Genomic DNA, 26,940 nt, shown 5'->3' with positions numbered 1-26,940 from the left:
TGGTTTCATAAATTCAAGGTTTATATTTTACCCGTTTCCAATGCCCGTGGGTCAAGTAATTGACATAAATTCCCCATAGCCCGATTTTTGCGCGTGAGAAAAAACGTTTTATTTCTCGCCTTAACGTCTTGGATGCGACACGCTTACTTTTATTCTCCCGATCGATTTTTATGCGGTCATCTGAAAGTGTGCTGATCAGGCCTGCCTGACGTACAATTGCCGGATCGAGTTGCCACATTTCGAAGTGTTCGAATACATGACATTTCGGATTAAAAAGAAAATGGTCAAAGGGAAAGGTAATTTTTCCCATCATTGCGCAAAGTCTTTTCGCCGCCTGTCGTGAAACAATATATCCGGCCGCCATGATATGACGACTTTTCAACGGCGCAATTTGATAGCCTTCTTTAAGACTTTGGCTTTTTCCGAGCCAGACTTTTTTGTTATGGGTTTCGATTTTTATAATATCGGCTCCAGCCGGAATCCAAAGGTCATTATTTAAAAAATCGCCCGCGTCTCCCGACAATATAACATCATCTTCAAAAATCGCGGCAAAATCATCATCTCCGGCTGCTACTTTTTCGAGCACCGCCCTATGACTTAAAAAACAGGCGATTTCTCCGCGCGTTAGCGGATCCGGCCAAAGCTGGTGTCTTCTGACATCGGCAATGAATTTTTCATCAAGATGAAGCCCGTCTATTGCAGCAACGCGCGTAAAGCCGAGGTTCAAATTCCCAAATATTTTTTCAAGACGGTCTAAACGGTCTGGTGAACGATCAAGATTGATCACATATAGCTTCATGATGAATTTAACCGGGAACTTGGCGAATATAGTCACGCATATTAAATAGGTTTTATGGACGACGATCAACGCAATTCAGTTCAGCAAGATGAACTTTCTCTTTTACCTGACCGGTTTTACAACTGGTTTCAGAAAAAAGGATGGAGCTTGCGTCCGCATCAGGCTGAACTTCTAAAACGTTCGAAAAGTGGACAATCAACCCTGCTCATTGCCCCCACAGGTGCCGGTAAAACTCTTGCCGGTTTTTTGCCTTCCATGGTTGCACTTTCTCGCACGAAACATCATCAGCATCTTCATACGCTTTATATTTCTCCACTCAAAGCATTGGCTCAAGATATTGAACGCAATTTGAAAACGCCCGTTCAGGAAATGGGACTTGATATTGCAATTGAAACAAGAACCGGTGATACCCCCCAACATAAAAGACAGAGACAAAAGTTCATTCCTCCTGATATATTATTAACAACGCCGGAGCAAGTGTCACTCATTCTATCATCACACGAGGCAGAAAAATTTTTCGGCTTTCTTGATACTGTCATTTTGGATGAGCTCCATTCTCTTGTCACTTCGAAGCGGGGACAATTGCTTTCACTTGCACTTGCCCGTTTAAGAACATTGCGACCGGATTTGAAAACAATCGGCCTTTCGGCCACCGTTTCCGACCCCGACTCCTTGCGGCGTTGGCTGGTGAGCCAAAAGCAAAAATCTGCTATGGCGGGACTTGTAACTGTCGACGGTGGTGCCAAACCGGAAATTCGTATTTTAAAAACCAAAGAGCACATTCCCTGGGCCGGGCACTCTGCCCGTTATGCTGTCAAAGACATTCTTGACCTTGTAAAAAACGCACAAACAACATTGATTTTCGTGAATACACGTTCGCAAGCAGAAATGTTGTTTCAGGAATTATGGCGGATGAATGAGGATAGTTTACCGATTGCACTTCACCATGGTTCACTTGATGTCGGGCAACGTAGAAAGGTAGAAGATGCAATGGCCTTGAACAAGCTTCGCGCCGTTGTTGCCACCTCGACACTTGATCTCGGCATAGACTGGGGAAATATTGATCTGGTTATCCATGTTGGTGCTCCGAAAGGCGCGAGCAGACTTGCCCAGCGTATCGGCCGCGCCAACCACCGCATGGACGAACCGAGTAAAGCGGTGCTTGTTCCGGCAAACTGTTTTGAAGTTCTCGAATGTCAGGCAGCACTTGACGCAAATTATATCGGCGCACAAGATAGCCCTCATTTAAGCGAAGGTGCTATCGACGTTCTTGCCCAACATATTCTCGGTATGGCCTGCGCCGGACCTTTCAATGCCGACGAGCTTTATCAGGAAGTCAAAACGGCAGAACCTTATTCGACACTCAAAAGAAAAATATTTGATGAAACATTGAACTTTGTTGCAACCGGTGGATATGCCCTTAAAGCTTACGAGCAATACGCAAAAATAAGGCGCACAAAAGATGGCCGCTGGCGCGTTTCCAACCCTAGAATAGCCCAGCAATACCGGCTCAATATGGGAACCATTATTGAGGCTGCCGAACTCAATGTCAGGCTTGTAAAATCCGGCAATATGAACGCAATGCGGGGCGGCCGGATGCTGGGACGCATTGAAGAAAGTTTTCTTGAAAGCCTGACAAAAGGTGACACATTCATTTTTGCCGGTCATGTCCTCTGTTTTGAAGGCATCCGCGAAAACGAATGTTATGTGAGCTTATCAAAAAAACCGGAAGCCCGTGTTCCAAGCTATATGGGCGGGCGTTTTCCGCTTTCGACCTATCTTGCGGAGAGATTGCGCAAGATGCTCGCAAACCCGAAAGAATGGCATGTTTTGCCGGGGCAAGTGCAAAAATGGCTTGAACAACAAAAAATCTCGTCCATTCTGCCAGACACCAATCAATTATTGATCGAAACATTTAATGAAAAAAACCGGTCTTTCCTTGTTGCCTATCCATTCGAGGGGCGCCTTGCCCATCAGACACTTGGAATGTTGTTGACACGGCGCCTCGAACGGGCCGGTTTAAATCCGGTCGGTTTTGTGGCTACAGATTATTCCATCGGCCTTTGGGCACTTGATGATATGGGGGAAGCTATAAAAGCCGGAAACCTATTGTTGAAAGAACTCTTTTCGGAAGATATGTTGGGCGATGATCTCGAAGCGTGGCTTGATGAAAGCTATCTGCTCAAACGGTCTTTCCGTAATTGCGCCATGATCGCCGGTTTGATAAACCGTCGTCATCCGGGGCAAGAAAAAACCGGAAGACAAGTCACTGTCTCGACCGACCTTATTTTTGACGTTTTAAGGACGCATGAACCAAATCATATTCTGCTTCAGGCAACGCGGCAGGATGCGGCACGCGGACTTTTAGACATCAAGCGGCTGGGTGATATGTTGAAGAGGATCAAAAATCATATTATCCACCGTCCGGTTGACAAGATGTCGCCACTTGCGCTTCCGGTTATGCTTGAAATAGGAAAAGAAATGATTCCGGGAAGTGCGGAAGACAATATATTAACAGAAGCAGCGGAAGAACTTATTCATAGCGTTCTTGAAAATTGAAGCGAAGACGTATTTGAACATAAGAAGCAAAATTGAAAGTTTCACAATGGTCGTCAACGGCGCTGAAATAATTTGCGATTGCAGCGGTGCGGCTTTTTGGGAAGCTGAAAATTTGCTCATTGTTGCCGATCTTCACCTCGAAAAATCCTCATGTTTTGCCCGTCATGGGCAATTATTGCCTCCCTATGATAGTGAACGCACACTTAAGCGTTTGAAAAATGTGATTGAAAAATATCAACCGCAAAAAATTATCGCCTTGGGTGACAGCTTCCATGACAATCAGGCTTCTACGCAACTGTCGGGGAAAAACCGGCAATTGCTTGAAGACATCATTGCCAACCGCGAGATGATCTGGATTGCCGGAAACCATGATGATGAAAAAACCGAGTTTGCCGGTCAATGGACACATGAAATTCAAATCGGTCCGTTGATATTTCGCCATGAACCACGCGTTGGCGCACAGAACGGAGAAATGGCCGGACATCTTCATCCCGCGCTTCGAATCTTCAGACGTGGGATGTCGGTTAGACGCTTTTGTTTTGCAAGCGACGGAAACCGGATGATTTTGCCGGCTTTTGGTGCCTATGCCGGAGGAATGGATCTTACTCACAAGATTTTTTCAAATATTTTTAAAAAATCAGAACTTATCGCATGTCTTTTAGGAAAAAATACTATTTACCCAATTCACCAAAGAGATTTCTTTTCGCGCTAAAACATAGATACTATTGTCGATTGTTACAAAAAAACTAAATCTGTCTTCTGTTTTTATTTGTCCGGAAGGTTTGAGGAAATGATATATTTTTCTATGATATTTCTTGGCCTTGCGATTTTGTGTATGTTCCTACACGTTTTTAGTTTTATTGTCGTTCTGTGTCGTCGTTTCTGGAAACCGAAAGGCACATTCGGTGAGGGTGAAGAAGAAAAAGTTACTATTTTGCGCCCTGTCTCAAATCTCGAATACGGACTGCGGCGCACATTGGCTTCAACTTTCGAACTCGATCATAAAAATTATGAAATTATTTTTTGCGTGGCAGACAAAAACGACAAAGCCATTCCGTTAATTGAAAGCCTGATTTTAGAATATCCCGATGCCGATGCAAAATTGCTGATCGGTAATGATAAAATTAGCGATAATCCCAAGTTGAACAATCTGGTCAAAGGTTGGCATCAGGCAAAATATCCGTGGGTTGTCATGACCGACAGCAATGTATTGATGCCTGAAACCTATATTGCAGATATTTTTTCCCGTTGGAGAAAGAACACCGGCCTCGTTGCCTCTCCTCCTCTTGGAACAGAACCGGAAAATTTCTTTGCCAATCTCGAAGCTGCATTTCTCAATTCCTATCAAGCACGCTGGCAATTAACTTCCGATACAATCGGAAACGGTTTTGCACAGGGCAAAACATTGTTCTGGTTTCGGGATATTTTAAACCGCGCCGGTGGCATTGAAGCATTGAATTGCGAACTGGCCGAAGATGCCGCGTCAACCAAGATCGTGAGGGAACAGGGGTTGAAAGTGCGTCTCACACCAATGCCATTTGCCCAACCTTTGGGGACAAAAAGCTGGCGAGCTGTCTGGCAACGTCAGATACGCTGGGCAAAACTGCGTCGGGACTCATTTCCCGCATTTTTTTATCTTGAAATTTTATCAGGTATTTTTTTCCCCGCATTATGTTTGCTTCTCGCCTGTTATCTTGGTGGCGCCGCCTACTCGCTCATTCTTTTTTATTTCTTTATCTGGTATTTCGTCGAATTTTCCATAACATCAATCGTCGGTTGGCCATTTTCTCTTTCGCAGGCTTTAGCCGAAATCGTCCGCGATTTATTATTACCGGTATTATGGCTATCAGCTTTTTCAAGTCGTGGATATGAATGGCAAGGTCATAACGTCAATATCAAGAAATAAGAGCGATGCGGGAATGCCGGACAACATTTAATCTTTACGGAATATCAGCCGCCCCAGAATGCCGGTGAAAATTGCTACAAAGACTGCAACAAAACCGTAATAGATGCTGTTATCCTGAGCAAAACGGTAAATTGCATAGGCTGTGTGGGCTTTAACAATTTCAAGTTCTGTTGACACTGTTTCCACAAACTCGCCATCACGAAAGAGATAAGCATGAATTGTATGATGACCAACGGGGATATTGGCAGGCAGCTTGAAATTTGCTGAAAATAGCGAAGCAGAGCCAAAGGTGACAGCTCCGATATTTTCACTATAGAGATGTTGATCGCGTTTGATCTTGATAAGTTCGTCACGGAATAATTTGAGTTTATCTGCGTCCCCTGTTTCTGCACGCAGCGGTACATATTCAAGCCCCACGCCCAATCTTTTATAATTGATCGGGCTGGTAATATCCCTGATTTCACGTGTGGTTGCCATTTCATAGGATTGCGGAACCGCTACAAATGTCAGTGCATCCGTATTCACCCATACGCCCAGTTTACGCTTTTTCTCGCGCATCACCATCGGCCGTATCGGACCTTCCATAACAACGATAATATCATAACGCCCCTGACGCCTTAGTTGAGGATCGGCATTTTCGAGAACACCTGCAATATAGACGTTGCGACCGGCAAAATTGGTATCAAGTGTAATTTCATTGGTCGTCACAATGATCTGTATATTTTCTTTCGGTGCGGCAGATGGTGTCGCTGTATCCGCATATGTCGTTTCACATGTCAGAAAGGCTGCCAGATAAACCATTATTGCGGCTAAAAATGTTTTCATTTTACCCGCCGATAAAGCTTAGCGAAAAAAGATCGTCGGGACGAACAAAGAGTTCGAATGCAAGACGGGCACAAACCAGCAAAACAAGGATTGCAAGAAGCATTCGCAATTGTTCGGCTTTGAGCTTTCTACCTATCCTTGTTCCATAAGTTGCACCGATAACGCCGCCAACCATCAACAGAAATGCCAGCACAATATCAACCGATTGGTTGGTTATACTTTGTAGAATTGTTGTGAAGGCTGTAACAAAAGTAATCTGGAACAGAGATGTGCCGACAACAACATTGGTCGGAACGCGCAACATATAAATGAGCGCAGGAACCATAATAAAGCCGCCGCCAACACCCATGACGGACGAAAGTAGGCCTATAACAAGTCCGATGCCGAGAACCGGAATAATGCTGACATAGATTTTCGATGCGCGAAACCGCATTTTCAAAGGTAAACGCTGTGCCAGACTATGGTGTCCGGGACGGTGAACAATAACGGTTTTCCCCTTTTTTGCATTGACAATTGCCCGCCAACTTTCAATGGCCATAAGGCTTCCGACTCCGCCTAAAAGGATAACATATAGCAGGGAAATAATGAGATCGAGCTGACCAAGTTTACGCAGATAAGTGAATAATTCGACACCAAGACATGATCCCAATATGCCACCAACGACCAGAAGAATTCCGAGCTTGATATCAAGTGTCCCGCGTTTGAAATGTGTGAGAGCACCAGTCACTGACGAAGCAATAACCTGATTTGCTCCCGTTCCGACAGCGATAGCCGGTGGAACATTGTAAAAAATTAGAAGCGGCGTAATCAGAAAACCGCCACCGACACCAAACATTCCTGAAAGAAAACCGACAACCCCGCCCATGCCGATAAGAATCAGCATATTGAGTGACATTTCTGCTATCGGTAAATAAATACTCACATCTCTCACCTAACGGGAAAACGAACCTTTGTTTTGCCGGTTTCTGCTGTTTGTTTTGTCTCTCAAGGTTGATACCAGAAAAGCCGCAACAAGTGTTAAGATATATATCTTATAATCCGAACACCGATTGTCACTTCCGCCGGCCTATTAAACATATCAAAAATTCGTCAATTCATGTCGTAAAACGATTTTTAAAGCCAATCAATGGAGCAATGAAACAACCGATGCATTGTCGAGCATAGCGAAATGCTCCTTCAAACCGTAAGCCAATGCCACCATCAATAAAAGCGCGCTCACACGTGTGATTGTCTTTTTTGTTTTGTTATCTCCATTTTGTGCGCGCAGGACTTTAACTTTTTCCTCATGGATTTTGACTGCTCGCCCACATTTGTTCAATTGCGTAACTGTTTCTGAATCGCATTTTTGAAGGTCTGTTTTCAACTTGCTATCACCAATTTCGCACTTTTGAAGACCGACTTCATCTTCACGCCCGCATTTATCAAGCTCTACAGGTGTTTTATTCAGTTCCGAAGTTTGTTCCGGCGTTTTTTTTTCAGCCAATATGCGAATAACCGGCTTGTCGAAAGATTTTTTTATCTCAAGATGATTTTGTCCGCTATCGGATGCAGGCAATTGTTGCGGGCTTGTCGTTGACAGAAGCTCTTCGTCCAAATGCTCGCTCTTTTCTTCATGCGCACAACTTGTTGGTGATTTATCATGGGCATCAAGTGTCGCCTGAAGGTTTGTGATTTGCCGCTGGAGTGAAACAAGTTGAACAGAAAACCGTGATGCAGCAACGGCTTCGCGCAATTGGCGCGAAATTTCCTGATTAGTTTTCCGGCTCTCGTCGGCCAAACTTTTTGTTTGTTCGGTTAGTTCCTGTTTCAAGCGCGAGTGCACTTCACCGGCAATGGCGTTCGTCAATGCCTGCCTGTCTTTCTCTGCGCTCTGTTCAAGTTCCTGTTTGTTTGCCTCAAGAATTTGCTCGATTCTGGCAAGATGACGAACAAGTTGGGACTGTTCGGTCTTTCTTGCCTCATATTCTTTAAGCAAAGCGCGTGCTATATCGTCGAGATAAGCCTTTACATCATCGTTATTTTTCTGCGGAAAAGGCATAACATTTTCTGACTTGACCGGCGCTTTCGTTTTCATTTGTTCATGAACCGACCGCAACCGCGCGGCAATATCCGAAAGTGTGATCTCTCGGCGCTGTATTTCCTGTGTATCTATTTCTTGTGGTTGATGTCGCGCAAACTGCTTTTCACCCGCTTCATCTGAAATAAGCGATAAACGATTCATATTCATTGCACGGCCTTTTACTCAAAACACGACAGACTGAAACATTCCGGGCTTTAAGCGCTTGATGCCTTCAAGCCCTCGTTATTCATAGCCCGAGTTTGGTAAATTTAGGCTTAACTATAAATGCAATCATGGTTTCGGTGATCAACGGTTTGTTTCCCGCTTTAACCGCACCTACAATGCTTTTTCAACAAGAGGCACCACGTAATTTTATTTCGTATAAGGAACTCAAAATTTTTCATATTTTACTTGAAAAACGCGTTTTTATAATTTTTCTTTTATCCTGATAGCCGATGTGGCAAACGAAAAACCAATGGAAATACGATTTGCTGCATCACAATGAAATTATGGAATAAAAGAATGCCTGAAGGAACAGAACAATATCAATCCGGCGCAATAACTCTTCCACCAGCTGTCAAGCTTGATGACGTAAGCGTGGTTTTCAATAATTTCACGGCTGTAAAAAAGGCTGACCTCGAAGTACCGGCAGGACAGTTTTTAGCGATCGTCGGTCCGACCGGTTGCGGAAAATCCACTTTGCTCAATGTGGCAGCAGGTCTCTTGCCGCCAGCCCGTGGCACATGCGAGATATTCGGTCATCCTCTTTCAGGCATCAATCATGAAGCCGGTTATCTTTTCCAGTCTGATTCATTAATGCCGTGGAAAACGGCAATTGATAATATTGCAATCGGTCTGGAAATCCGCGGTGTCAAAAGACAGGATGCATTAAACCAATCCAGGGAATGGCTTGCCCGTGTCGGACTCCAAGCATTCGGCAACCGCTATCCGCACCAATTATCGGGCGGACAAAGAAAGCGCATCGGACTTGCACAGGTTTTAATCCTTAATCCCAAGCTTATTCTAATGGATGAACCGTTCGGACCACTTGACGCACAAACACGGGTTCTGATGGGCGATCTCCTTTTGAAATTATGGTCGAAAGACCGCAAGGCCGTTATGTTTGTGACACATGATCTGGAAGAAGCAATTACCCTTGCCGATCGCGTTATTATTATTTCGGCGGGACCTGCTTCACATGTCAAAGGTGATTATCTCATCAATTTACCGCGCCCGCGCAATTTACAGGAAATCCGGCTTACGTCAGAATTTGCCGAAATCCACCGGACGTTATGGAACGATCTTAAAGAAGAGGTGCTCAAAGCCTATGAACAAGGAGATAAATCATGAAGCGTCTGAAGATTGTTCTGTTACAGCTTTCGGTTGCTATTATCTTCTTCTTTCTGTGGGAAATAGGAACAACTGTTCCGCTTTTTAACGGAAAACCCGTTCTGCCGCCCTTCTTCTTTTCAACACCGATTGATATTTTCAAACGCATTGGCCTTGATTTCCAGAGCGGTAAAGTCTGGTATCATTTATGGATTACGTTGCTTGAAACAATTCTCGCTTTCGCGATCGGTGCCGGTGGCGGCATTCTGTTGGGGTTCTGGTTTGCACAAAAGAAAATGCTGGCTGCGGTTTTTGACCCCTATATCAAAGCCGCAAATGCTTTGCCGCGTGTTGTTCTGGCACCGATTTTCGCGCTGTGGTTCGGGCTTGGCATATGGTCCAAGGTTGCACTCGGCTTTACACTTGTGTTTTTCGTTGTGTTTTTCAACGTTTACCAAGGGGTCAGAGAAGTCAATCCGACTATTCTCGCAAATGCCCGTATGATCGGCATGAACGAGCGGCAATTATTGCGCCACGTTTATCTCCCGTCTGCCATGACATGGGTGTTCTCTTCGCTTCATACATCTGTCGGCTTTGCCATGGTGGGTGCGGTTGTCGGAGAATATCTCGGCGCATCAGCCGGTCTTGGTTATCTTATTTCGCAAGCAGAAGGTGTTTTTGACGTCACCGGCGTTTTTTCCGGTATGTTAATTCTCACCATTTTTGTTATTCTGATCGATATTCTCGTCAGTATGATCGAAAAACGGCTTCTGATCTGGCGGGCAGACCCGCGTGGTAAACAGTCTTGAGAAAAAAGCAATCTTGAGGAGAAAGCTTATGAAATTCCGTTCCCATTTCAGAAAATTCATCTTTCGATTGGGTCTAATGCTCGCCGTTTTGTCCGTCACACTCACGGGAAATGCTTTTGCCAATGACGAACCGGAAAAGAAAGACATCACTTTAAGCGTGGGCGGTGCACCACTTTTCTATTATTTGCCCTTGGCCATTGCCTCGCAAAAAGGCTTTTTCAAAGAAGAAGGACTGGATGTCAAAGTGGTGGATTTGAAAGGCGGTTCACAATCGCTTCAGGCACTTCTGGGAGGGTCGGCCGATGTGACGACCGGCGCTTACGATCAGGTCATTCGTATGCATTCCAAAGGTCAGGATGTCCGTGCCGTGCTGGAACTTGACCGTTATCCGGCAATTGTGCTTGCAGTCCGCGCCGATCTGAAAGACAAGGTAAAAAAGGTCGGCGATCTTAAAGGAATGAAAATCGGCGTTACAGCACCTGGTTCTTCAACAAACAATTTTCTCAATTATTTGCTCGATAAAGATGGCGTCAAACCGGACGAAGTTTCAGTGATCGGGACCGGAGCCGGTGCAACAGCGATAGCAGCAATGAAACGCGGCGAAATTGACGCCATTGTCAATCTTGACCCTGTGATCTCGACCTTGATGCACGACAATTCGGTTTTCATTCTTGTCGACACAAGAACCGAAGCGGACATGGAAAAAATATTCGGCACACGCACAATGTCTTCCGGTGTCCTTTATACAAAAAAGGACTTTATCGACAACTATCCGAACACTGTCCAACATATCACCAACGCTTTCGTAAAAGCCTTGACATGGTTACAAACAGCAACACCGGATGATGTCGCCAATGCTGTTCCGCCAGAATATATCGGTAATAATCGCGAAGTTTATCTTGAAGCGGTAAAAAATTCGCTTCCTTCCTATTCACATGACGGCATGATTTCGAGAGGAAGTCAGGAAGCAACTTTGAAGCTTCTTTCCTATGACAAAACAATTGACGGAAATAAAATCGATTTGTCGCAAACTTTCGATGATCGTTTTGTCAAAAGAGCACTTGAAAACCATTAACATTTGAAAGCCGGATATGATTTATTATCCGGCTTGCTGTTGAATTGATTTTTTAATAAAAATCTCGAAAAACTGGCGGAGGAGATAAAGTGGCAAATTTTACCGATTGGGTAGGAAAAACAGAAACGATCGGGGATGTGATCGATTATGTGCTGGTGGGCCGCATGGCCGCCACACTTGGCACAAAGCTTCCCGAGAGAACAGGTCCTCTGCCACATTTATGGCACTGGATGTATTTTCAGCCGACGCTTTCCTTTAAGTCATTAGGTGAAGACGGGCATCCCTCGCGGGGAGAATTTTTGCCTCCTGCAGAAAATCTCAACCGGATGTGGGCTGGCGGAAGGCTGAAATTTTTCCACCCTCTTATTATCGGAGAGCCTGCAAAACGTATATCGACTATCCGTAAGATTACCGAAAAGCAAGGCAGAAGCGGAAAACTTCTCTTTGTGACTGTCGAACATAAACATGTGCAAAACGGTGAAACCTCGCTTCTCGAAGAGCAGGATATCGTTTATCGCGAACCGACAAAATTTGTGAATAAAAAATCGACACCTTGTCCTCACGGCCAATGGTCAGAAACACATGAAGCCAATAGTGTCACTTTATTCCGTTATTCGGCAGTGACTTTCAATGCCCACCGCATCCATTATGATTATCCCTATGTTACCGATAAAGAAGGCTATCCCGGCTTGCTGGTACAAGGCCAATTACTGGCAACTTTAGCACTTCAGGCTTTCAAAAATGCCAATCCGGATACGAGACTATCAAGCTTTTCCTTCCGCAGCCAAAGGCCAATTTTTTGTCCGGATAAATTTATAACGGCCGGTCAAAAAACAAGCACCGGCAGAGCCGACCTTTGGGTGGGGAATGAAAACGGCATTGCACAATCAAGCAGCGTCGAATTCACGCTTGAACACTAAAATTCTTCTCCAAAATAGCATCTTTCAAGAGATCGGTTCTCTGAAGATTGCCGATCTTCCGCTCTCTGTCGGTCACATTTTTAATTTCATACCGGTTTTATGGTGATGACCAAGTTTGGTTTAATATCCAAGTCTTACAATTTTCTTCGCTTTCTTATCTATTGCTAGAAAGAATTTTGGATTTGTTATCTCGAAATTATCAACTTTCCGCATGGCCTTCGGTTACCCGACTTATATCCGATATATGAATAGCATTCACAATAACATGCGGCTTTTCCCGTCTAAACAGCGCAATGAATTATGTTAAGGTCTTTAAGAACAGCCCGTGGAATTTCATTGGCGAAGCTTGAATGTCGCATAACACTTTTCGATTCAAAAACTCGTTCAAGCGTCCGATCTGATCGGCAAATTTTGTCAAATGACAAAGCGCGCTTTGCCAATCGATTTTTCCGTGAAGTTAATAGAAGCAAGAACAAGCGTGCAGAAAACCACGTGAAAGTGTGAGGACCGGTTTCGTCAGGAACTTTACGGAAGTTAGCCCATCCAATCAATCACACTCAATTTTCACGCAATCTGTTCTTAAAGAGGAAAATAAAATGAAATATACTCATCTTGGTCGCACCGGTCTTAAAGTCAGCCGTTTGGCATTGGGGGCGATGAATTTCGGCTATCTAACGGACGAAAAAGAAGCATTCAATATTATGGATGCTGCCGTTGATAATGGCATCAATCTGTTTGACACGGCTGATATTTACGGAACGCGTCAATATCCGGAAATTCCGAAGGGTAGCGGAATTTCGGAAGAATTTATCGGCAACTGGATCAAAAACAGCGGCAAACGTGACAAAATTGTCCTTGCCACCAAGCTCTATCAACCGATGGATTATGGCGTCAATGACAGGCACCTTTCCGCCTACCATATAAAGCGTGCTTGTGAAGCAAGTCTGAAACGGCTTAAAACCGATCATATCGACCTTTATCAAATGCACCATATCGACCGTGGAACGCCGTGGGACGAGATATGGGAAGCGATGGAGGTTCTCATCACGCAAGGAAAGATTTCCTATGTCGGTTCATCGAATTTCGCCGGCTGGCACATTGCAACGGCGCAAGGCAAAGCCATTGCACGGCATATGCTTGGCCTTGTCAGTGAACAGGACATCTATAATCTCAGAAACCGCGCCATTGAAACCGAAGTTATTCCAGCCTGCCGCTATCACGGTTTGGGATTAATTCTATGGAGCCCGCTTGATGGTGGATTGCTCGCCGGTGCGCTTGACAAATTCGAGAGTGGCCGTCGCGCCGATCTTGAAAATGTTGTTGCTGAACACCACGATCAACTCGTTGCCTATGAAGCTTTATGCAAAGAATTGAATGAAAAGCCGGCTGATGTGGCGCTTGCATGGTGTCTCAATAATCCGGTTGTTAGCGCTCCGATTATCGGCCCGAGAACAAAAGCCCAATTGGAAGCAAATTTGAAAGCTGTTGATATTTCTTTGTCAAAGGAAACACTGGATAAGCTCGACAAAATTTGGCCCGGCCCGAAAGGCGAAGCTCCCGAAGCTTATGCATGGTAATCACTATCGAAACCGGATAGAAAAACCGGCACTGCCGACAACCTCTCTTTATCAGGAAAGACGGCAGTGCCGAATGGTTTGACGGGACGTGTAAGGCGGTTAGGCAAACACATAGGTTCGCAGTCAAATCTTTTTCACTTTGAACATATTGATAAAAAGTTTTTTATCTTTTCCGTTGATAACGGCCAAGCCCGTTTACTCCCATCAAACTATTAAAATTCGTTTTGATGATAAGCATCTTGAAAATATCAACAATTATGGCAAGCTCGACACTTGAACATTAAACTTTATCCGGAGTTGTCAAGCCCGACAAAAATTGGTTGGATTAAGCCGGTGTTAATTCTATACATTTGATTGTCGACCGAATAACATAACATAAGGGAATGGTAACGATTAGCGGTTCTAGCAAAGGGATAGGCCTATGAAAATATTGGTAGCTGTAAAACGCGTCATAGATTACAACGTCAAACCTCTCGTAAAAAGTGACGGGACAGGCGTCGAACTTGCTAATGTCAAAATGTCGATGAATCCGTTTGACGAAATAGCACTTGAACAAGCTGTTCGTGAAAAAGAAGCCGGTCACGCAAATGAAGTTGTTGCTGTGAGCGTTGGTCCGCAAGCTGCTCAGGATACATTGAGAACAGCTTTGGCGGTCGGTGCTGATCGGGCCATTCTTGTCCAGACTGATGAAGAAGTCGAACCGCTCACGGTTGCTAAAATATTGAAAGCTGTCGTCGAAAATGAGAAACCGGATATGGTTTTCCTCGGCAAACAGGCAATTGACGATGATTCCAACCAGACAGGACAAATGCTTGCAGCATTGCTAGGCTGGGGACAAGCAACTTTCGCTTCGAAAATCGAATTGAAAGATGGCGAAGCCGTTGTAACACGTGAAGTCGACGGCGGCTTGCAAACCGTAGCCGTCAAACTTCCTGCTGTAATGACCGCCGATCTTCGTCTTAACGAACCACGTTACGCTTCTCTGCCTAACATTATGCGGGCACGTAAAAAGCCGATCGAACAGAAAACTCTGGCTGAACTTGGTGTGACCAACAAACAGAGATTAAAAATCCTGAAAGTGGAAGAACCGCAAACCCGCAAGGCCGGTGTAAAAGTCAAAAACGTTGCCGAACTTGTCGAAAAATTGAAACAAGACGCTGGCGTCCTCTGAGCATCAAGGGAAGGATTTATTCATGACCATTCTTTTATTGGCTGAACATAATAATGTTGCCTTGTCAGAACAGACAGCAAAAGCTTTAACCGCAGCCCATGCTATCGGGGGGGACATTGATATCCTCGTTTGCGGGAAAAATGCACAAACGGTTGCTGAACAAGCTGCAAAACTCGACAATGTCCATAAAGTTCTTCTGGCAGAAGCCGACTATCTCGAACAACAATTGGCCGAACCGGTCGCTGCAACAATTGTTGCTGAAAGCAAAGATTATGATGTCATCATGGCTGCTGCCACGACCAACGGTAAAAATATTATGCCACGGGTGGCAGCATCTCTTGATGTCATGCAAATTTCCGACATTATCGAAGTTGTTTCGCCCGACACATTCAAACGTCCGATTTATGCTGGCAATGCTATCGAAACCGTCCAATCAACAGATGGGAAAAAGGTTATTACGGTTCGTACCGCTTCATTCAAGGCAAAGGCAGGAAATGGTACAGCACCGATTGAAAAAATCACGCCGGCAGCAGACCCGTCCCTGTCACGCTATGTCAGTGAAGAGGTGAAGAAGAGTGACCGGCCGGAACTCACTTCGGCAAAAATAATTGTTTCGGGTGGCCGTGGCCTCGGCTCGGAAGAAAATTTCATGTCCATTCTGCTTCCGCTTGCCGACAAACTCGGTGCTGCTGTGGGTGCAAGCCGTGCAGCCGTCGACGCCGGTTATGCCCCCAATGATTGGCAGGTCGGACAGACCGGAAAAGTTGTCGCACCGGAGCTTTATATCGCTGTTGCGATTTCCGGTGCCATCCAGCACCTTGCAGGCATGAAAGATTCACGCGTCATCGTTGCAATCAACAAGGATGAAGACGCACCGATGATGCATATTGCCGACTATGCATTGGTTGGTGATCTTTTCGACATTATTCCGGAGCTTGAAAAGGCGCTTTGAAATGAATGAATTACCTCCGCGCGAAAGCATGGAATTTGACGTTGTTATTGTCGGCGCCGGTCCGGCAGGCCTTTCGGCTGCTATAAGACTTAAACAGATCAACCCTGATCTTTCGGTTGTTATTGTAGAAAAAGGTGTCGAAGTCGGTGCCCACATTCTGTCCGGTGCTGTTGTCGATCCAATCGGCATTGACACGCTGTCGCCGGATTGGCGCAACGAACAAAACCATCCTTTCACAACGGAGGTAAAAGAAGACCATATTTTCGTGTTGGACGAGACCAAAGCCAAGCAGCTTTCCAACCGGATTATGCCGAAGATTCTCTCCAATCATGGAAAATACATCGTCTCTTTGGGAAATGTTTGCCGGTGGCTTGCCACAAAAGCCGAAGCGCTTGGCGTGGAAATCTACCCCGGTTTTGCTGCCACGGAAGTTCTTTATAACGAAGACGGTGCTGTTACAGGCATTGCAACAGGCGATATGGATGTTGAAAAAGATGGTAGCCATGGCCCGAATTATATGCGGGGCATGGAGCTTCTTGGCAAATATGTTCTGATTGGTGAAGGAGCTCGTGGGTCACTTGCGAAAACGCTCATCAACAAATTCGATCTTGATAAAGGGCGCTCACCCCAGAAATATGGCATAGGCCTGAAAGAATTATGGGAAATTGACCCGTCAAAACATCACGCCGGCCTTGTCCAGCATACATTGGGCTGGCCTCTTGATGACGAAACGGGTGGCGGTTCTTTCCTTTATCACATGGACAACAACCAGATCGCTGTGGGTTTCGTTGTTCACCTCAATTATAAAAACCCTTACCTTTCTCCGTTTGAAGAATTCCAGCGTTTCAAAACACATCCGGCAATTCGCCCGATATTTGAAGGTGGAAAACGCATTGCCTATGGTGCCCGTGCTCTGACCGAAGGCGGCTGGCAATCCGTCCCGAAATTGACTTTTCCGGGTGGTGCATTAATCGGCTGCTCTGCCGGTTTCATGAATGTTCCCCGCATAAAAGGGTCGCATAATGCGGTTTTATCCGGCGTTTACGCTGCCAACGCAATAGCAAACGCCATAAAAGCCGGCCGCAGCCATGATGAAATCAGCGAAATTGAAAATGGCTGGCGCGACAGTGCAATCGGAAAAGATCTTTATCCGGTCCGCAACGTAAAGCCGTTATTATCGAAATATGGCACGAAAAGAGGTGTTCAACTAGGCGGCTTTGACATGTGGTGTCAGGCGCTCTTCCACTTTTCGTTTTTCGGCACAATGTCGCATGGTCTACCGGATTATCTTTCTCTTGAACCGGCAGAAAAACACAAACCGATCGACTATCCGAAACCTGATGGCATTGTCAGTTTTGACCGCCTCTCGAGTGTTTTTCTTTCCAATACAAATCACGAAGAGAATGAGCCTTGCCATTTGAAAGTAACCTCGCTCGATGTTCAGGAAAAATCGGAATTGAATATCTATGCCGGTCCCTCGACACGCTATTGTCCGGCGGGCGTTTACGAATGGATAGAAAAGGATGGCAGGGAAACCTATGTCATTAACGCGCAAAACTGCATCCATTGCAAGACATGCGACATCAAGGACCCGAACCAGAATATCACATGGACATGTCCACAAGGTGGCGAAGGTCCTGTTTACCCGAATATGTAATTGTGTTTCCCGATAAAGGCCTAAATATTTTAGCGAAATAATTGGCCTTCGGGCTGACAGAACCGGAGAGAACGCCTCATTGAATTATTCTGCTCGGCTAACAGCAGATCGAATAACTTAACGGCTGTTTTCTGATTGATAAAAACCTGAACAGTTATTTCCTTGAATATCATTATAAATAAAATCGAACGAATTTATTTGATGTCGGGGGGATAACATCTCGCAACCGGTTTTAAAAAGAGCGCTTCTTGCTTTACGTAAAAACCACAGCGAAATTTGTGTAAATTTTACAACATAAAGTCTTCAGCAATGAAATTGCCGATATATGAAGCGAAGCACTCGTCTTCGGCGGAGCTTCAAACATAAATTTCCGCGTTGAACTGATTGCCTTGTTGACCGAAGGAAGTTTGCAAAAATCAGAGATTTTTCAAAACTTCTTCACACCAGAGATTGAAAATTTTTTCAGCTTTTGTTCTCAAATCCCCTTGGTATTTTTTTGCGTCATTGCGTAGATCAACCGGATTAATTCCGGCTTGCGAAAGCTCTGAGGCATGTCCTACCAACCAATGTTCAAAATAATCAAGATCCGCTTCAAGATGAAATTGTAACGCCAAAATATTTTCATAAGAAAACGCCTGATTGGGACAAATACCGGTTTCTGCCAAACGCTTCGCTCCTTCCGGAATTTCGAACTGGTCACCATGCCAATGAAGAACCGGTGTTGTGCCGATCAATTCAAGCGGACTTTTCTGCCCCTCATCGGTTAATTGCAGGCTTGAAAAGCCGATTTCTTTTCTCCCCATCGGTTGTACTTTCGCGCCGAGAGCACTTGCAATCAATTGCGCGCCTAAACACACGCCGATCATCGGTTTTTTGATTTTCAAGGATTTTTCTATGAGCTTTAATTCCTGAGTGATAAAGGGATAGAGTTCACCATCATAAACGCCGATAGGCCCGCCCAGAATAATGACGATATCTGCTTCATTCACCGGAAAAGCCGAAATGTCATCGCGCGTTGCATCAAGGTTTTTCAGTTCATATCCACGTTTGCCAAGAACATTCCCGATCAAACCGGCATTTTCAAATGCGAGATGTTGTAAAACAAGCGCTGTTTTCATTTTCTTCTCCGGTAGAACTTTATCGGCTTTTTTGATTATGAAAAATATTAAATAACGAGTGTCAATTATATGAAAGGGGCAGCTTCTGCCAACTTAAAAATAATTTTTTGAGAAAAATTTCCGGTCTCTTTTACCCGTTTCTTTACTTTCAATTTTTATGCCACTTCCAGAAACCAGATTATTGATATGTCATTTCATCGCTGCACCTGTTTAAACCCGGATTTGTAGAAATTATCTCGCCATAAATTTCATTGATTGAAAACTGCTTTATTTTTATTGTCCGGTAAAAATTCACCCTTAACTTTGAAAAAGACGCCTGTTGTAACTGAAGGTTACAAAAAGCTTCCGCGGCCTTAAAAAAGTGAACTATTTAGCTTTCAAGTTAGAATTTCGAATGCTGGCGAGGGCTTTGTAACCGCATTTTTATGAGCTTTTCGGGCAAAGATAAGTTTTGTTACTAAAGCAAAACACAAACACAACAGCCCTAACTTTTTCGCGCTCTAAAATTTAGACTATCTTTTAGTTTGGAGTGCAAATATGGCAAAACCAGAAAAAATGACAAATTCTGATGCCAAGGCTTTCGAGTCTCGGCTACTTGCCGATGAAGCAAAATATTGCTCCTTCGGTGACACTGTCCACTACGTAAACCCGCCAAAAGTATTTGCCGGCTGTGAAGGCTCCTATATGTATGATCTCGAAGGTGTCCCTTACCTTGATCTGCAAATGTGGTATTCCGCCTGTAACTTTGGCTACGCAAATCCCCGTCTTGATAATGTTCTGAAAAAGCAGATCGACACTTTACCACAGGTTGCCAGCCAATATTTGCATCCGACAAAAATCGAATTGGCCAAAATCATCGCCGAAGATATGAAGAAGAAATTCGGCCTTGACGGGCGTATCCATTTCAATGTCGGCGGCTCGCAATGTATTGAAGATTCTCTGAAAGTCGTGCGTAATGCCAAGGCGGGAAAGAGCCTGATGTTTGCCTTTGAAGGTGGCTATCACGGCCGCACATTGGGCGCTTCTTCCATCACATCAAGCTATCGCTATCGTCGTCGTTACGGGCATTTTGGCGAACGCGCCATGTTCCTGCCCTTCCCTTATCCGTTCCGTCGCCCTAAAGGAATGACTGTTGAAGAATATGGCGAACATTGCGTCAACGAATTTGCCCGCCTGTTTGAAACAGAATATAATGGCGTATGGGATCCGAGAGCAAACGAAACCGAATATGCTGCCTTCTATATCGAGCCTCTTCAGGGGACTGGCGGTTACGTTATTCCGCCGAGAAACTTCTTTAAAGGCATCAAGAAAGTTCTGGACGATCATGGTATTCTTCTTGTCGTTGACGAAATCCAGATGGGATTTTATCGCACAGGCAAATTATGGTCGATTGAACATTTCGGCGTAACCCCTGATATTCTTGTTTTCGCCAAATCGCTCACCAATGGTCTTAATCCTTTGGGCGGCCTTTGGGCACGTGAAGAATTGATCAATCCGAAAATTTTCCCTCCGGGGTCTACCCATTCAACATTCGCTTCAAATCCGCTTGGAACCGCGCTCGGTGTTGAAGTTTTCCATATGCTTGGTGAAACCGATTATGAAACCATGGTTATGGAAAAGGGCAAACATTTTCTGGAAGGATTGCAAGATCTTCAGAAACGCCATCCGGAAATTGGTGATGTTGACGGTTTGGGCTTGGCCTTGCGTGCCGAAATTTGCACCGAAGATGGCTTCACACCGAACAAAGCGCTTCTTGACCGCATGGTCGACATCGGCCTTTCGGGCGATCTTGACTGGCAGGGCAAAAAAACCGGACTGGTTCTCGATGTTGGCGGCTATTATAAAAACGTCATCACCCTTGCACCGTCGCTTCTCATCACAACAGAAGAAATTGACAAAGCAATTTCACTGCTTGATCAATTGATTACGCGTGCAAAGAAGGAACAATAAAATTGATGCCGGACCGGATTTCAATTCCGGTCTGGAAAACCTTTTGTGTGAAGGGGAAACGCTTCCCCTTCACGTCATTTGGTGAGATACTTGCTTCGCATTTTTTGAAATTCCAAGCTTTTTATAAAGCGTGGTGACGACAGTTCCGTACGAGGTGAAAACGCGTAAGCGAATTTCTATCCGCTTCTTTCAAAACATTTGATGGGTAAACCGGCGAAATATGGATAATCGAAAAGAGACAGACAACGCCATTAAAGCTTGGTCAAACAAGCTTGAACCCGATTATCTTTTAAGCGATTTTCTGCGCCACCCGCCTGTTGATTTCAAAGCCGATATTTCTCGAGCTGGACTTCCGGTTTTTGCAGCTCTCTTTGATCTCACCACGACAATGGATAATGAAGATCAAAAGCGTTTAAAAAAAATACCTTTCTATAAATTCTGGTCACGGCTGTTGAAATATAAAACATTGTTTGTCGGCACAACTGTCTCGGAATTTTCGCCGCTGCCCACACCTTTTGATGCAGAAAAGGTCGCGCTTTTTTTGAAAGAAAAAGAAGGCAAAAATTATCCGCTTGTCATTGTCAAAGATTTGCCCTCCCCTTCGCCTTTAATATCTGATGAAGACGCCAAAAAAACTGCGGATTTTCTTGCACAATTGGAACAGGCGGGCTTTATTTCTGTTGCCGGACAAGCTCTTGCCTATGTGCCGGTCGATTATTCATCACGGGATGATTTTCTTGTCCGTTTTTCGAAAAATCGCCGCAAGGATTTTCGTCGGAAATTGCGTGCGATGGAAAATCTTGAGATTGAGGTTTTAACCGCCAACTCGCCTTATCTTCAAAGCGACGAGGTGATAAAACACTTCTACCTGCTTTATTTGCAGGTCTTTCAACAGAGCGAAATCCATTTCGATCTCTTGAGTGAAGAGTTTTTCTACGATTTGTTACATACGGACGATGAAAGCTTGCGAGTTGTTGTCTATAAAAAAAGTGGCAAGCTCATCGGTTACAATATCTGTTTTGCCTATAAAGACATGCTTGTCGACAAATATATCGGCTTTGATTACCCGCTTGCAACCGACAATAATCTCTATTTCATAAGCTGGTTTTTCAATCTTGAATATGCCCGACTCAACGGTTTCAAATATTATGTTGCCGGTTGGACCGACCCTGAAATCAAAGCCTATCTTGGCGCAAAATTCGTTTATACACGCCATGCTGTCTATATCCGCAATCCTTTATTGCGAGCGATATTGAAACACTTCCGGCATCATTTCGAAAGTGACGCCCATCTTGAACTTCAAGGAGACCAAAACTGATGAAAAATCCGGTTGTCCTCGATTTTGACAATAGTGTGGGAACATTCGACAATTCCATCAATATCGATTTAAGCGGATGGCAAGACCGTATCCGTTACGCTACGACTTTTGCCAATTTTCGTAAGCTCGAAATGGAACTTGAAAAACAAATGCCGGAAACTTATGGACCGGTTTTTCTTGGAAGTGGCGATTATCACCATGTGAGCCAATTATTGGTAAAGCATTGTCACAAACATTTAAAACAAGAACCTTTAACGCTCATTGTGATTGATAACCATCCGGACAATATGCGTTATCCTTTCGGTATCCATTGCGGTTCATGGATCAGTCATGCTGCTTCTTTGCCATTTATCGACCATGTTCATGTTGTCGGCATTACCTCTGGCGATATTGGTGTGAAACACGCTGTCGAAAACCGCTTGAAGCCGCTTATGTCCAACAAATTGACCTATTGGTCTACAAAAGTGGATGTGAGCTGGGCAAATATTCTGGGCTTGAAAAATGCTTTCCAGACATTTGCCAATGTCGATGACATGATGTCAGCCTTTATCAGCAGCATTTATAAGGAAAATCTTCCCGTCTATCTGTCAATCGACAAGGATGCGCTCTCGCCGCAATTTATCCATACAAATTGGGATCAGGGCGAGATGGAGCCGCGGCATTTGACCGACCTTATCACCAATATCGGTTCCAGACTTAGAGCCTGTGATATTACCGGAGAAGTTTCCAATTACACTTATCACAGTTTCTGGAAAAGTCTTTTAAGTAAACTTGACGGGCAAACAAGCGTTTCCGACGAACTCGTTACAAAGTGGCAAAAAGAACAGCATGAGTTGAATAGCAAACTCATTGAAACGCTTTCCGCTTATCTTTAAAAAGCGTATTTTTCAAGAAAGCGCGTATTTTTCAGGCGCTCTCTCTAAAGCCCGAAGCGCATGACAAAACGTGCGCCTCCCAAGCGGCTTGAAAGTACAAAAGCCGAACCATGGTGAAGCTCCGCAATAGCACGCACGAAAGAAAGACCAACCCCATATCCCTCATGTGAGCCGGATTTATCATTATCAAGCCGGAAAAAAGGCGAGAATATTTCTTCTCTGACGCTTTCCGCTACCCCCGGTCCATCATCATCGAATTCGAAAATCAGCGCATCATCCTGTTTATAAACATGGATGTAAACCTTTGAACGGGCATATTTGAAAGCGTTCAGAATGATATTGCGAAACGCCATTGCAGCCAATTTCGGGTCAATAAAACTATCCACATTGGCAATATTATAACTGACTTCAAATCCCTTTGGCTTCAACAATGACAGATCATCAATGATATTTTCTGCCCAACGCTTGATATGGACATTTTCAAGCTTTGTCGGCATGTTTTTGTTGTTCATGCGGAAATAATCGAGCGATATTTTTATCAATTGCTCAAGCTCGTCTATATCCTTGTCAATTCCGGCATAAAGCTTCTTTTTTTCTTCCGGGTCGGAATCTTCCAACATGCTCAAACCAAAGCGCAATCGGGCGAGAGGTGTGCGGAATTCATGCGCCATAGCATGCATCATGGTACGGCTATGACCGACGAGAAGCTCAAGACGGGTTGCCATATCATTGATAACATGGCCGATCATTTTTAACGGTTCGCTACGAATTTTCGGAACACGTGCCGTCAAATTCCCTTCGCCCAATGCGTTGGCTGTCAATCTGATGGCTCGCGCTTCGCGCCACAATGTGGAAAAAGCAAAATATAAAATAGCAAAAAACAGCAGAGCGTTGACGATTGTGAGCAATGCCAGAAGGATAAAAATTGCGCTGGCATTGGCATCATTGATGTCGGTCGTAATGAGCGGCCCCAGTTTCAGATAGCCGCCTGAATTGAGTTTTGCATAGATATGATCATCTTCATCATCATAAGCGAGGTCATAGGATTTCAATTGCTCTTTCACATCATCCGAAAAATGGTCGGGCTTTTCGATATAAGTGAGGCGGAAATGAAAATGCGGCTGCAATTCTTGAAGCACATCAGACGGCTTTTTTAACGGCTCGTTCGCAATTGCCTGATCAATCATATAGACAGTACCCTGATGGGCATCGCGTTCAATATCCGCGTCGTCAATAATGCCGGTCCAGTTGGCAGGCAAAGCAAGAAACAATTGCAATGTTCCGTAAGCAACGCCACCTTGCAAGAAGAACAAAATGATAAGCACACTGATCGAGCGTAAAATAACCATGCGGCGACGGCTTTTTTGTAGCCCATCATGTTCTTCGTTCGTCATAGCATTTCACCAATCATTGCCGCCATTCGCATTTTTCACGTAATTCGGCTTATCTTTCCCGAAAATTATAGCCCGATTATCCGCTTTTTATATCATTGGCAGATTTTATGCCATTTTGTCAGCAGCTTCATACTAGCAAATTTACGCGGGGTCCGCTCCTCATTCCTGCCTATTGCTTCAGCCTGTTTTCTCATTCTCCTTCCCATTGCAGAAAAAGATATCCTTTGGCGCGCACTGTTTTGATAAAACGCGGGTTTTCAAGGTCATCGCCAAGCCTGCGCCGAAGCCTTGAAATGCGTGCATCAATCGACCGGTCGAGCCCGTCAAACTCGATACCTCGCAAAGCATTCAATATATCGTCACGGGATAATATCTGTCCGGCATGACTTGCAAGGAGCCACAAGAGATCAAATTCGGCCGTGGTTAAATCAACCGGTTTATTATCAATCAGAACTGCGCGGTTATCCTTGTCTATGACGAGATTGCCAAAAACAAGTTTGGTGCGCGACAAAGGTGATGTTTCGTTTTCAGTATGATTTTCGTCGACCGTTTCGCTTTCTTTTCTTCTTAAAAGCGCGCGTATATGGGCAAGCAAACGGCGTGGCTCGACCGGCTTTGACATATAATCGTCGGCACCAAGTTCCAATCCGATAATTTCATCAATATCATCCTCGCTTGCCGTCATAATCAATATCGGGCCTTTATAGAAGGGTCTCACATCACGGCAAACATCGAAACCGGATTTTCCGGGCAGCATGACATCAAGAATGACGAGATCAGGCAGCAATTGCTTGATGACCTCTTCGGCAGTATCGCCGCGAGGATGCACCTCTACATCATAGTTCTGTCGCTTCAGATAATTGGCAACAAGCTCGGCAAGCCTTGTATCATCTTCTATTATAAGAATTTTCTTGTTCATGCAGGTCTTTCTTTTCCGGTTACAGAAATGCAACAAAGAACGCATATTCGTCTTTATTGTTTATAGGTAAAAGGTCGCTATGTATCAAGCTGACCAAATTCCAGTTATGGCTTCTATTGGAGATTAAGACGAATATGACAAGAACGTTCCCGAATGCTTTTCAAGCTTTGAGCGCTCCCGTATTCTCACAAGGGCCCATATTTTCTCGCGTCTTTGTCGATTTCGATGGCACGATTGCCGATAATGACGTGACAGATGTTCTTTTGGAAAGATTTGCATCTCCAAACTGGGAATCAATCGAACAGGATTGGCTTTCGGGCAAAATCGGTGCACGTGAATGCATGATGAGACAAATCGCGCTTATCAAGGCCTCGCCTGCCGAGCTCAAAAAATGTCTTGATGAAATGGCAATCGATCCCGCTTTTCCGGATTTTGTCCGCTTGCTTGACGAGCAAGGTGTCGATATTGCCATTTTAAGCGACGGGCTTGATTATAGCATCCGCACGATTTTGAAACGCTATGGTCTCGAAAACGTCAAGGTTTTCGCAAACCGTCTTCTTTATGCCGGTAACAATAATTGGCAGTTACAATTTCCCTACAAAAATGTTGCTTGCCCGGCAGGTAATTGCAAATGCCGCCATTTTGCCAATGCGGGTAACGGATTTACCCTCTATATCGGCGATGGTACGTCGGATTTTTGCGCGGCCGGAAAAGCCGACCTTGTACTCGCCAAAGGAAAACTTGCCGATTATTGTGCAGCAAACAGCATTGACCACATCAAGGTCGATAACTTCGCCGAAATTATGCAAATCTGGCACAAATTGCAACGGCCGGAAAAAGCCCGCGAAAGGGTGGCTTCATGATTACCGATGTCAGCTTTTTCTATAAAGGTGGTCGGGCTGGCGTTCTTCTCATTCATGGTTTGACAGGTACACCGGCCGAAATGCAAATTCTGGGTAAAGGTTTGCATAAGCACGGTTTTACTGTTTACGGTATGCAACTTGCAGGCCATTGCGGTGATGAAAATGATCTTTTGGCAACCAGCTGGCATGACTGGTATGATAGTGTCATACGTGCAGCAGATCGGCTTTTGGAACATGTTGACACAATGTTTGTCGGCGGACTTTCCATGGGTGCGGTTCTGGCACTCAAATATACGGCCGATCACCCTGAAAATGTAAAAGGTGTCGGCGTATATGGTCCGACATTCATTTATGACGGCTGGTCGATACCGCGTTATATCCAGCGCTCTGTATTTTTGTTGAAATGGTTCAAAGCGCTTGGCATTTTCCAGAAAAGTGTGTTTATCGAACGGCCACCTTATGGTTTGAAAGATGAGCGGATACGCAAAACCATTTCCGAAAGCATGCTTTCTGGCGACAGTGCCAAAGGTGGACTTGCCGGAAATCCGCTCGGTTCACTTGCCGAGATGCAGGAACTTGCAAAACAAACCGAAACACAATTGCATGATATAAAAGCTCCCTGCCTTATCATGCATTCAAACCATGATGACATTGCCAATATGGAAACAAATTCGGGACGTGTTGCCCGTTCGGTTTCAGGCCCCGTCAAGATGATACCATTGGAGAACAGCTACCATATGATAACAATTGACCGTGACCGTAAAAAAGTCATTCAGGAAAGCGCTGATTTCTTTGGTGCCTTATGCACAAAAGATCAATTGGTACCCCCTGCTGTGAACCCGTTTATTCGCGAGATGGCCTGACA

General features: G+C 44.7%; 24 protein-coding genes. 16 read left to right on the top strand and 8 right to left on the bottom strand.

The features are described 5' to 3' along the window. Positions 1–13: 13 nt before the first annotated feature. Positions 14–799, bottom strand: a complete 786-nt coding sequence (locus tag H3S82_RS03615; protein ID WP_198233102.1) for a glycosyltransferase family 25 protein — start codon at positions 797–799, stop codon at positions 14–16. Between the two features lie 54 nt (positions 800–853). On the opposite strand from H3S82_RS03615, the gene H3S82_RS03610 reads away from it, so the two are divergent. The 3 genes from H3S82_RS03610 (at position 854) to H3S82_RS03600 (ending at position 5,264) form a co-directional block, all read left to right on the top strand. Further along, positions 854–3,358 (top strand): ligase-associated DNA damage response DEXH box helicase, encoded by a 2,505-nt coding sequence (locus tag H3S82_RS03610; protein ID WP_198233103.1) that lies wholly within the window; start codon positions 854–856, stop codon positions 3,356–3,358. Positions 3,359–3,404: 46 nt separating this feature from the next. After that, positions 3,405–4,070 (top strand): ligase-associated DNA damage response endonuclease PdeM, encoded by a 666-nt coding sequence (gene pdeM, locus H3S82_RS03605; protein ID WP_077973425.1) that lies wholly within the window; start codon positions 3,405–3,407, stop codon positions 4,068–4,070. A 78-nt stretch (positions 4,071–4,148) separates the two neighbouring features. Then, positions 4,149–5,264, top strand: a complete 1,116-nt coding sequence (locus H3S82_RS03600; protein WP_198233104.1) for a ceramide glucosyltransferase — start codon at positions 4,149–4,151, stop codon at positions 5,262–5,264. 27 nt (positions 5,265–5,291) lie between these two features. Here the strand turns inward: H3S82_RS03600 and H3S82_RS03595 are convergent, their stop codons facing one another. From H3S82_RS03595 to H3S82_RS03585, 3 genes are all read right to left on the bottom strand, one after another. Beyond that, positions 5,292–6,089 carry a TIGR02186 family protein gene (locus tag H3S82_RS03595; RefSeq protein ID WP_188318373.1) on the bottom strand — a complete coding sequence of 266 codons (798 nt, stop codon included), beginning with the start codon at positions 6,087–6,089 and terminating at the stop codon, positions 5,292–5,294. 1 nt (position 6,090) lies between these two features. After that, the gene (locus H3S82_RS03590; protein ID WP_077970428.1) at positions 6,091–7,011 is read right to left on the bottom strand and encodes a sulfite exporter TauE/SafE family protein; all 921 of its coding nucleotides are present in this window, start codon (positions 7,009–7,011) and stop codon (positions 6,091–6,093) included. A 201-nt stretch (positions 7,012–7,212) separates the two neighbouring features. Then, positions 7,213–8,316, bottom strand: coding sequence for a hypothetical protein (locus H3S82_RS03585; RefSeq protein WP_198233105.1), 1,104 nt, complete (start codon positions 8,314–8,316; stop codon positions 7,213–7,215). Between the two features lie 354 nt (positions 8,317–8,670). Between H3S82_RS03585 and H3S82_RS03580 the strand changes: the two genes are divergently transcribed. From H3S82_RS03580 to H3S82_RS03560, 5 genes are all read left to right on the top strand, one after another. Continuing rightward, on the top strand, positions 8,671–9,498 hold the full coding sequence (locus tag H3S82_RS03580) for an ABC transporter ATP-binding protein (protein WP_198233106.1): 828 nt from the start codon (positions 8,671–8,673) through the stop codon (positions 9,496–9,498). Next, positions 9,495–10,286, top strand: a complete 792-nt coding sequence (locus H3S82_RS03575) for an ABC transporter permease (protein ID WP_198225246.1) — start codon at positions 9,495–9,497, stop codon at positions 10,284–10,286. The genes H3S82_RS03580 and H3S82_RS03575 overlap by 4 nt, the downstream gene beginning before the upstream one ends. A 28-nt stretch (positions 10,287–10,314) precedes the next feature. Beyond that, a complete protein-coding gene (locus H3S82_RS03570) occupies positions 10,315–11,361 on the top strand; it encodes an ABC transporter substrate-binding protein (protein WP_077970420.1) in 1,047 nt (348 codons plus the stop codon). 89 nt (positions 11,362–11,450) lie between these two features. Further along, positions 11,451–12,281 (top strand): MaoC family dehydratase N-terminal domain-containing protein, encoded by an 831-nt coding sequence (locus H3S82_RS03565; RefSeq protein WP_198233107.1) that lies wholly within the window; start codon positions 11,451–11,453, stop codon positions 12,279–12,281. Between the two features lie 596 nt (positions 12,282–12,877). Continuing rightward, on the top strand, positions 12,878–13,858 hold the full coding sequence (locus H3S82_RS03560) for an aldo/keto reductase (RefSeq protein ID WP_198233108.1): 981 nt from the start codon (positions 12,878–12,880) through the stop codon (positions 13,856–13,858). Here H3S82_RS03560 and H3S82_RS11275 read toward each other — a convergent pair. Beyond that, positions 13,846–13,971: a hypothetical protein gene (locus H3S82_RS11275; protein ID WP_255519334.1), complete on the bottom strand. Its 126-nt coding sequence runs from the start codon at positions 13,969–13,971 to the stop codon at positions 13,846–13,848. The two genes, H3S82_RS03560 and H3S82_RS11275, sit on opposite strands and share 13 nt — an antisense overlap. A gap of 308 nt (positions 13,972–14,279) precedes the next feature. Between H3S82_RS11275 and H3S82_RS03555 the strand changes: the two genes are divergently transcribed. From H3S82_RS03555 to H3S82_RS03545, 3 genes are read left to right on the top strand one after another with little or no spacing between them, the layout of a single operon-like run. Next, positions 14,280–15,029, top strand: coding sequence for an electron transfer flavoprotein subunit beta/FixA family protein (locus tag H3S82_RS03555; RefSeq protein ID WP_198233109.1), 750 nt, complete (start codon positions 14,280–14,282; stop codon positions 15,027–15,029). A 22-nt stretch (positions 15,030–15,051) separates the two neighbouring features. After that, on the top strand, positions 15,052–15,981 hold the full coding sequence (locus tag H3S82_RS03550) for an electron transfer flavoprotein subunit alpha/FixB family protein (protein WP_078039081.1): 930 nt from the start codon (positions 15,052–15,054) through the stop codon (positions 15,979–15,981). Between the two features lies 1 nt (position 15,982). Then, entirely contained in the window at positions 15,983–17,638 is a 1,656-nt protein-coding gene (locus tag H3S82_RS03545) for an electron transfer flavoprotein-ubiquinone oxidoreductase (RefSeq protein WP_198233110.1), read from the top strand. 416 nt (positions 17,639–18,054) lie between these two features. Here the strand turns inward: H3S82_RS03545 and H3S82_RS03540 are convergent, their stop codons facing one another. Continuing rightward, positions 18,055–18,756, bottom strand: a complete 702-nt coding sequence (locus H3S82_RS03540) for a glutamine amidotransferase (protein WP_198233111.1) — start codon at positions 18,754–18,756, stop codon at positions 18,055–18,057. Positions 18,757–19,293: 537 nt separating this feature from the next. On the opposite strand from H3S82_RS03540, the gene H3S82_RS03535 reads away from it, so the two are divergent. From H3S82_RS03535 to H3S82_RS03525, 3 genes are all read left to right on the top strand, one after another. Then, positions 19,294–20,706 (top strand): aspartate aminotransferase family protein, encoded by a 1,413-nt coding sequence (locus tag H3S82_RS03535; protein WP_077970405.1) that lies wholly within the window; start codon positions 19,294–19,296, stop codon positions 20,704–20,706. Positions 20,707–20,926: 220 nt separating this feature from the next. Next, on the top strand, positions 20,927–22,024 hold the full coding sequence (locus H3S82_RS03530; protein WP_198233112.1) for a GNAT family N-acetyltransferase: 1,098 nt from the start codon (positions 20,927–20,929) through the stop codon (positions 22,022–22,024). After that, complete coding sequence (locus H3S82_RS03525) at positions 22,024–22,899, top strand: arginase family protein (RefSeq protein ID WP_198233113.1); 876 nt, start codon at positions 22,024–22,026, stop codon at positions 22,897–22,899. The genes H3S82_RS03530 and H3S82_RS03525 overlap by 1 nt, the downstream gene beginning before the upstream one ends. 44 nt (positions 22,900–22,943) lie before the next feature. Here the strand turns inward: H3S82_RS03525 and H3S82_RS03520 are convergent, their stop codons facing one another. Next, a complete protein-coding gene (locus H3S82_RS03520) occupies positions 22,944–24,293 on the bottom strand; it encodes an ATP-binding protein (protein WP_198233114.1) in 1,350 nt (449 codons plus the stop codon). A 190-nt stretch (positions 24,294–24,483) separates the two neighbouring features. Beyond that, on the bottom strand, positions 24,484–25,212 hold the full coding sequence (locus H3S82_RS03515; RefSeq protein ID WP_198233115.1) for a response regulator: 729 nt from the start codon (positions 25,210–25,212) through the stop codon (positions 24,484–24,486). Positions 25,213–25,346: 134 nt separating this feature from the next. Between H3S82_RS03515 and H3S82_RS03510 the strand changes: the two genes are divergently transcribed. Both H3S82_RS03510 and H3S82_RS03505 read left to right on the top strand, forming a co-directional pair. After that, positions 25,347–26,075 carry an MtnX-like HAD-IB family phosphatase gene (locus H3S82_RS03510; RefSeq protein WP_198233116.1) on the top strand — a complete coding sequence of 243 codons (729 nt, stop codon included), beginning with the start codon at positions 25,347–25,349 and terminating at the stop codon, positions 26,073–26,075. Further along, positions 26,072–26,938: a carboxylesterase gene (locus H3S82_RS03505; protein ID WP_198233117.1), complete on the top strand. Its 867-nt coding sequence runs from the start codon at positions 26,072–26,074 to the stop codon at positions 26,936–26,938. The genes H3S82_RS03510 and H3S82_RS03505 overlap by 4 nt, the downstream gene beginning before the upstream one ends. The last annotated feature ends 2 nt before the right edge of the window (positions 26,939–26,940 follow it).

The organism is Bartonella sp. M0192 (assembly GCF_016102305.1).
Lineage (GTDB): Bacteria > Pseudomonadota > Alphaproteobacteria > Rhizobiales > Rhizobiaceae > Bartonella > Bartonella apihabitans.
This window is presented reverse-complemented; position numbering and strand designations above follow the sequence as displayed.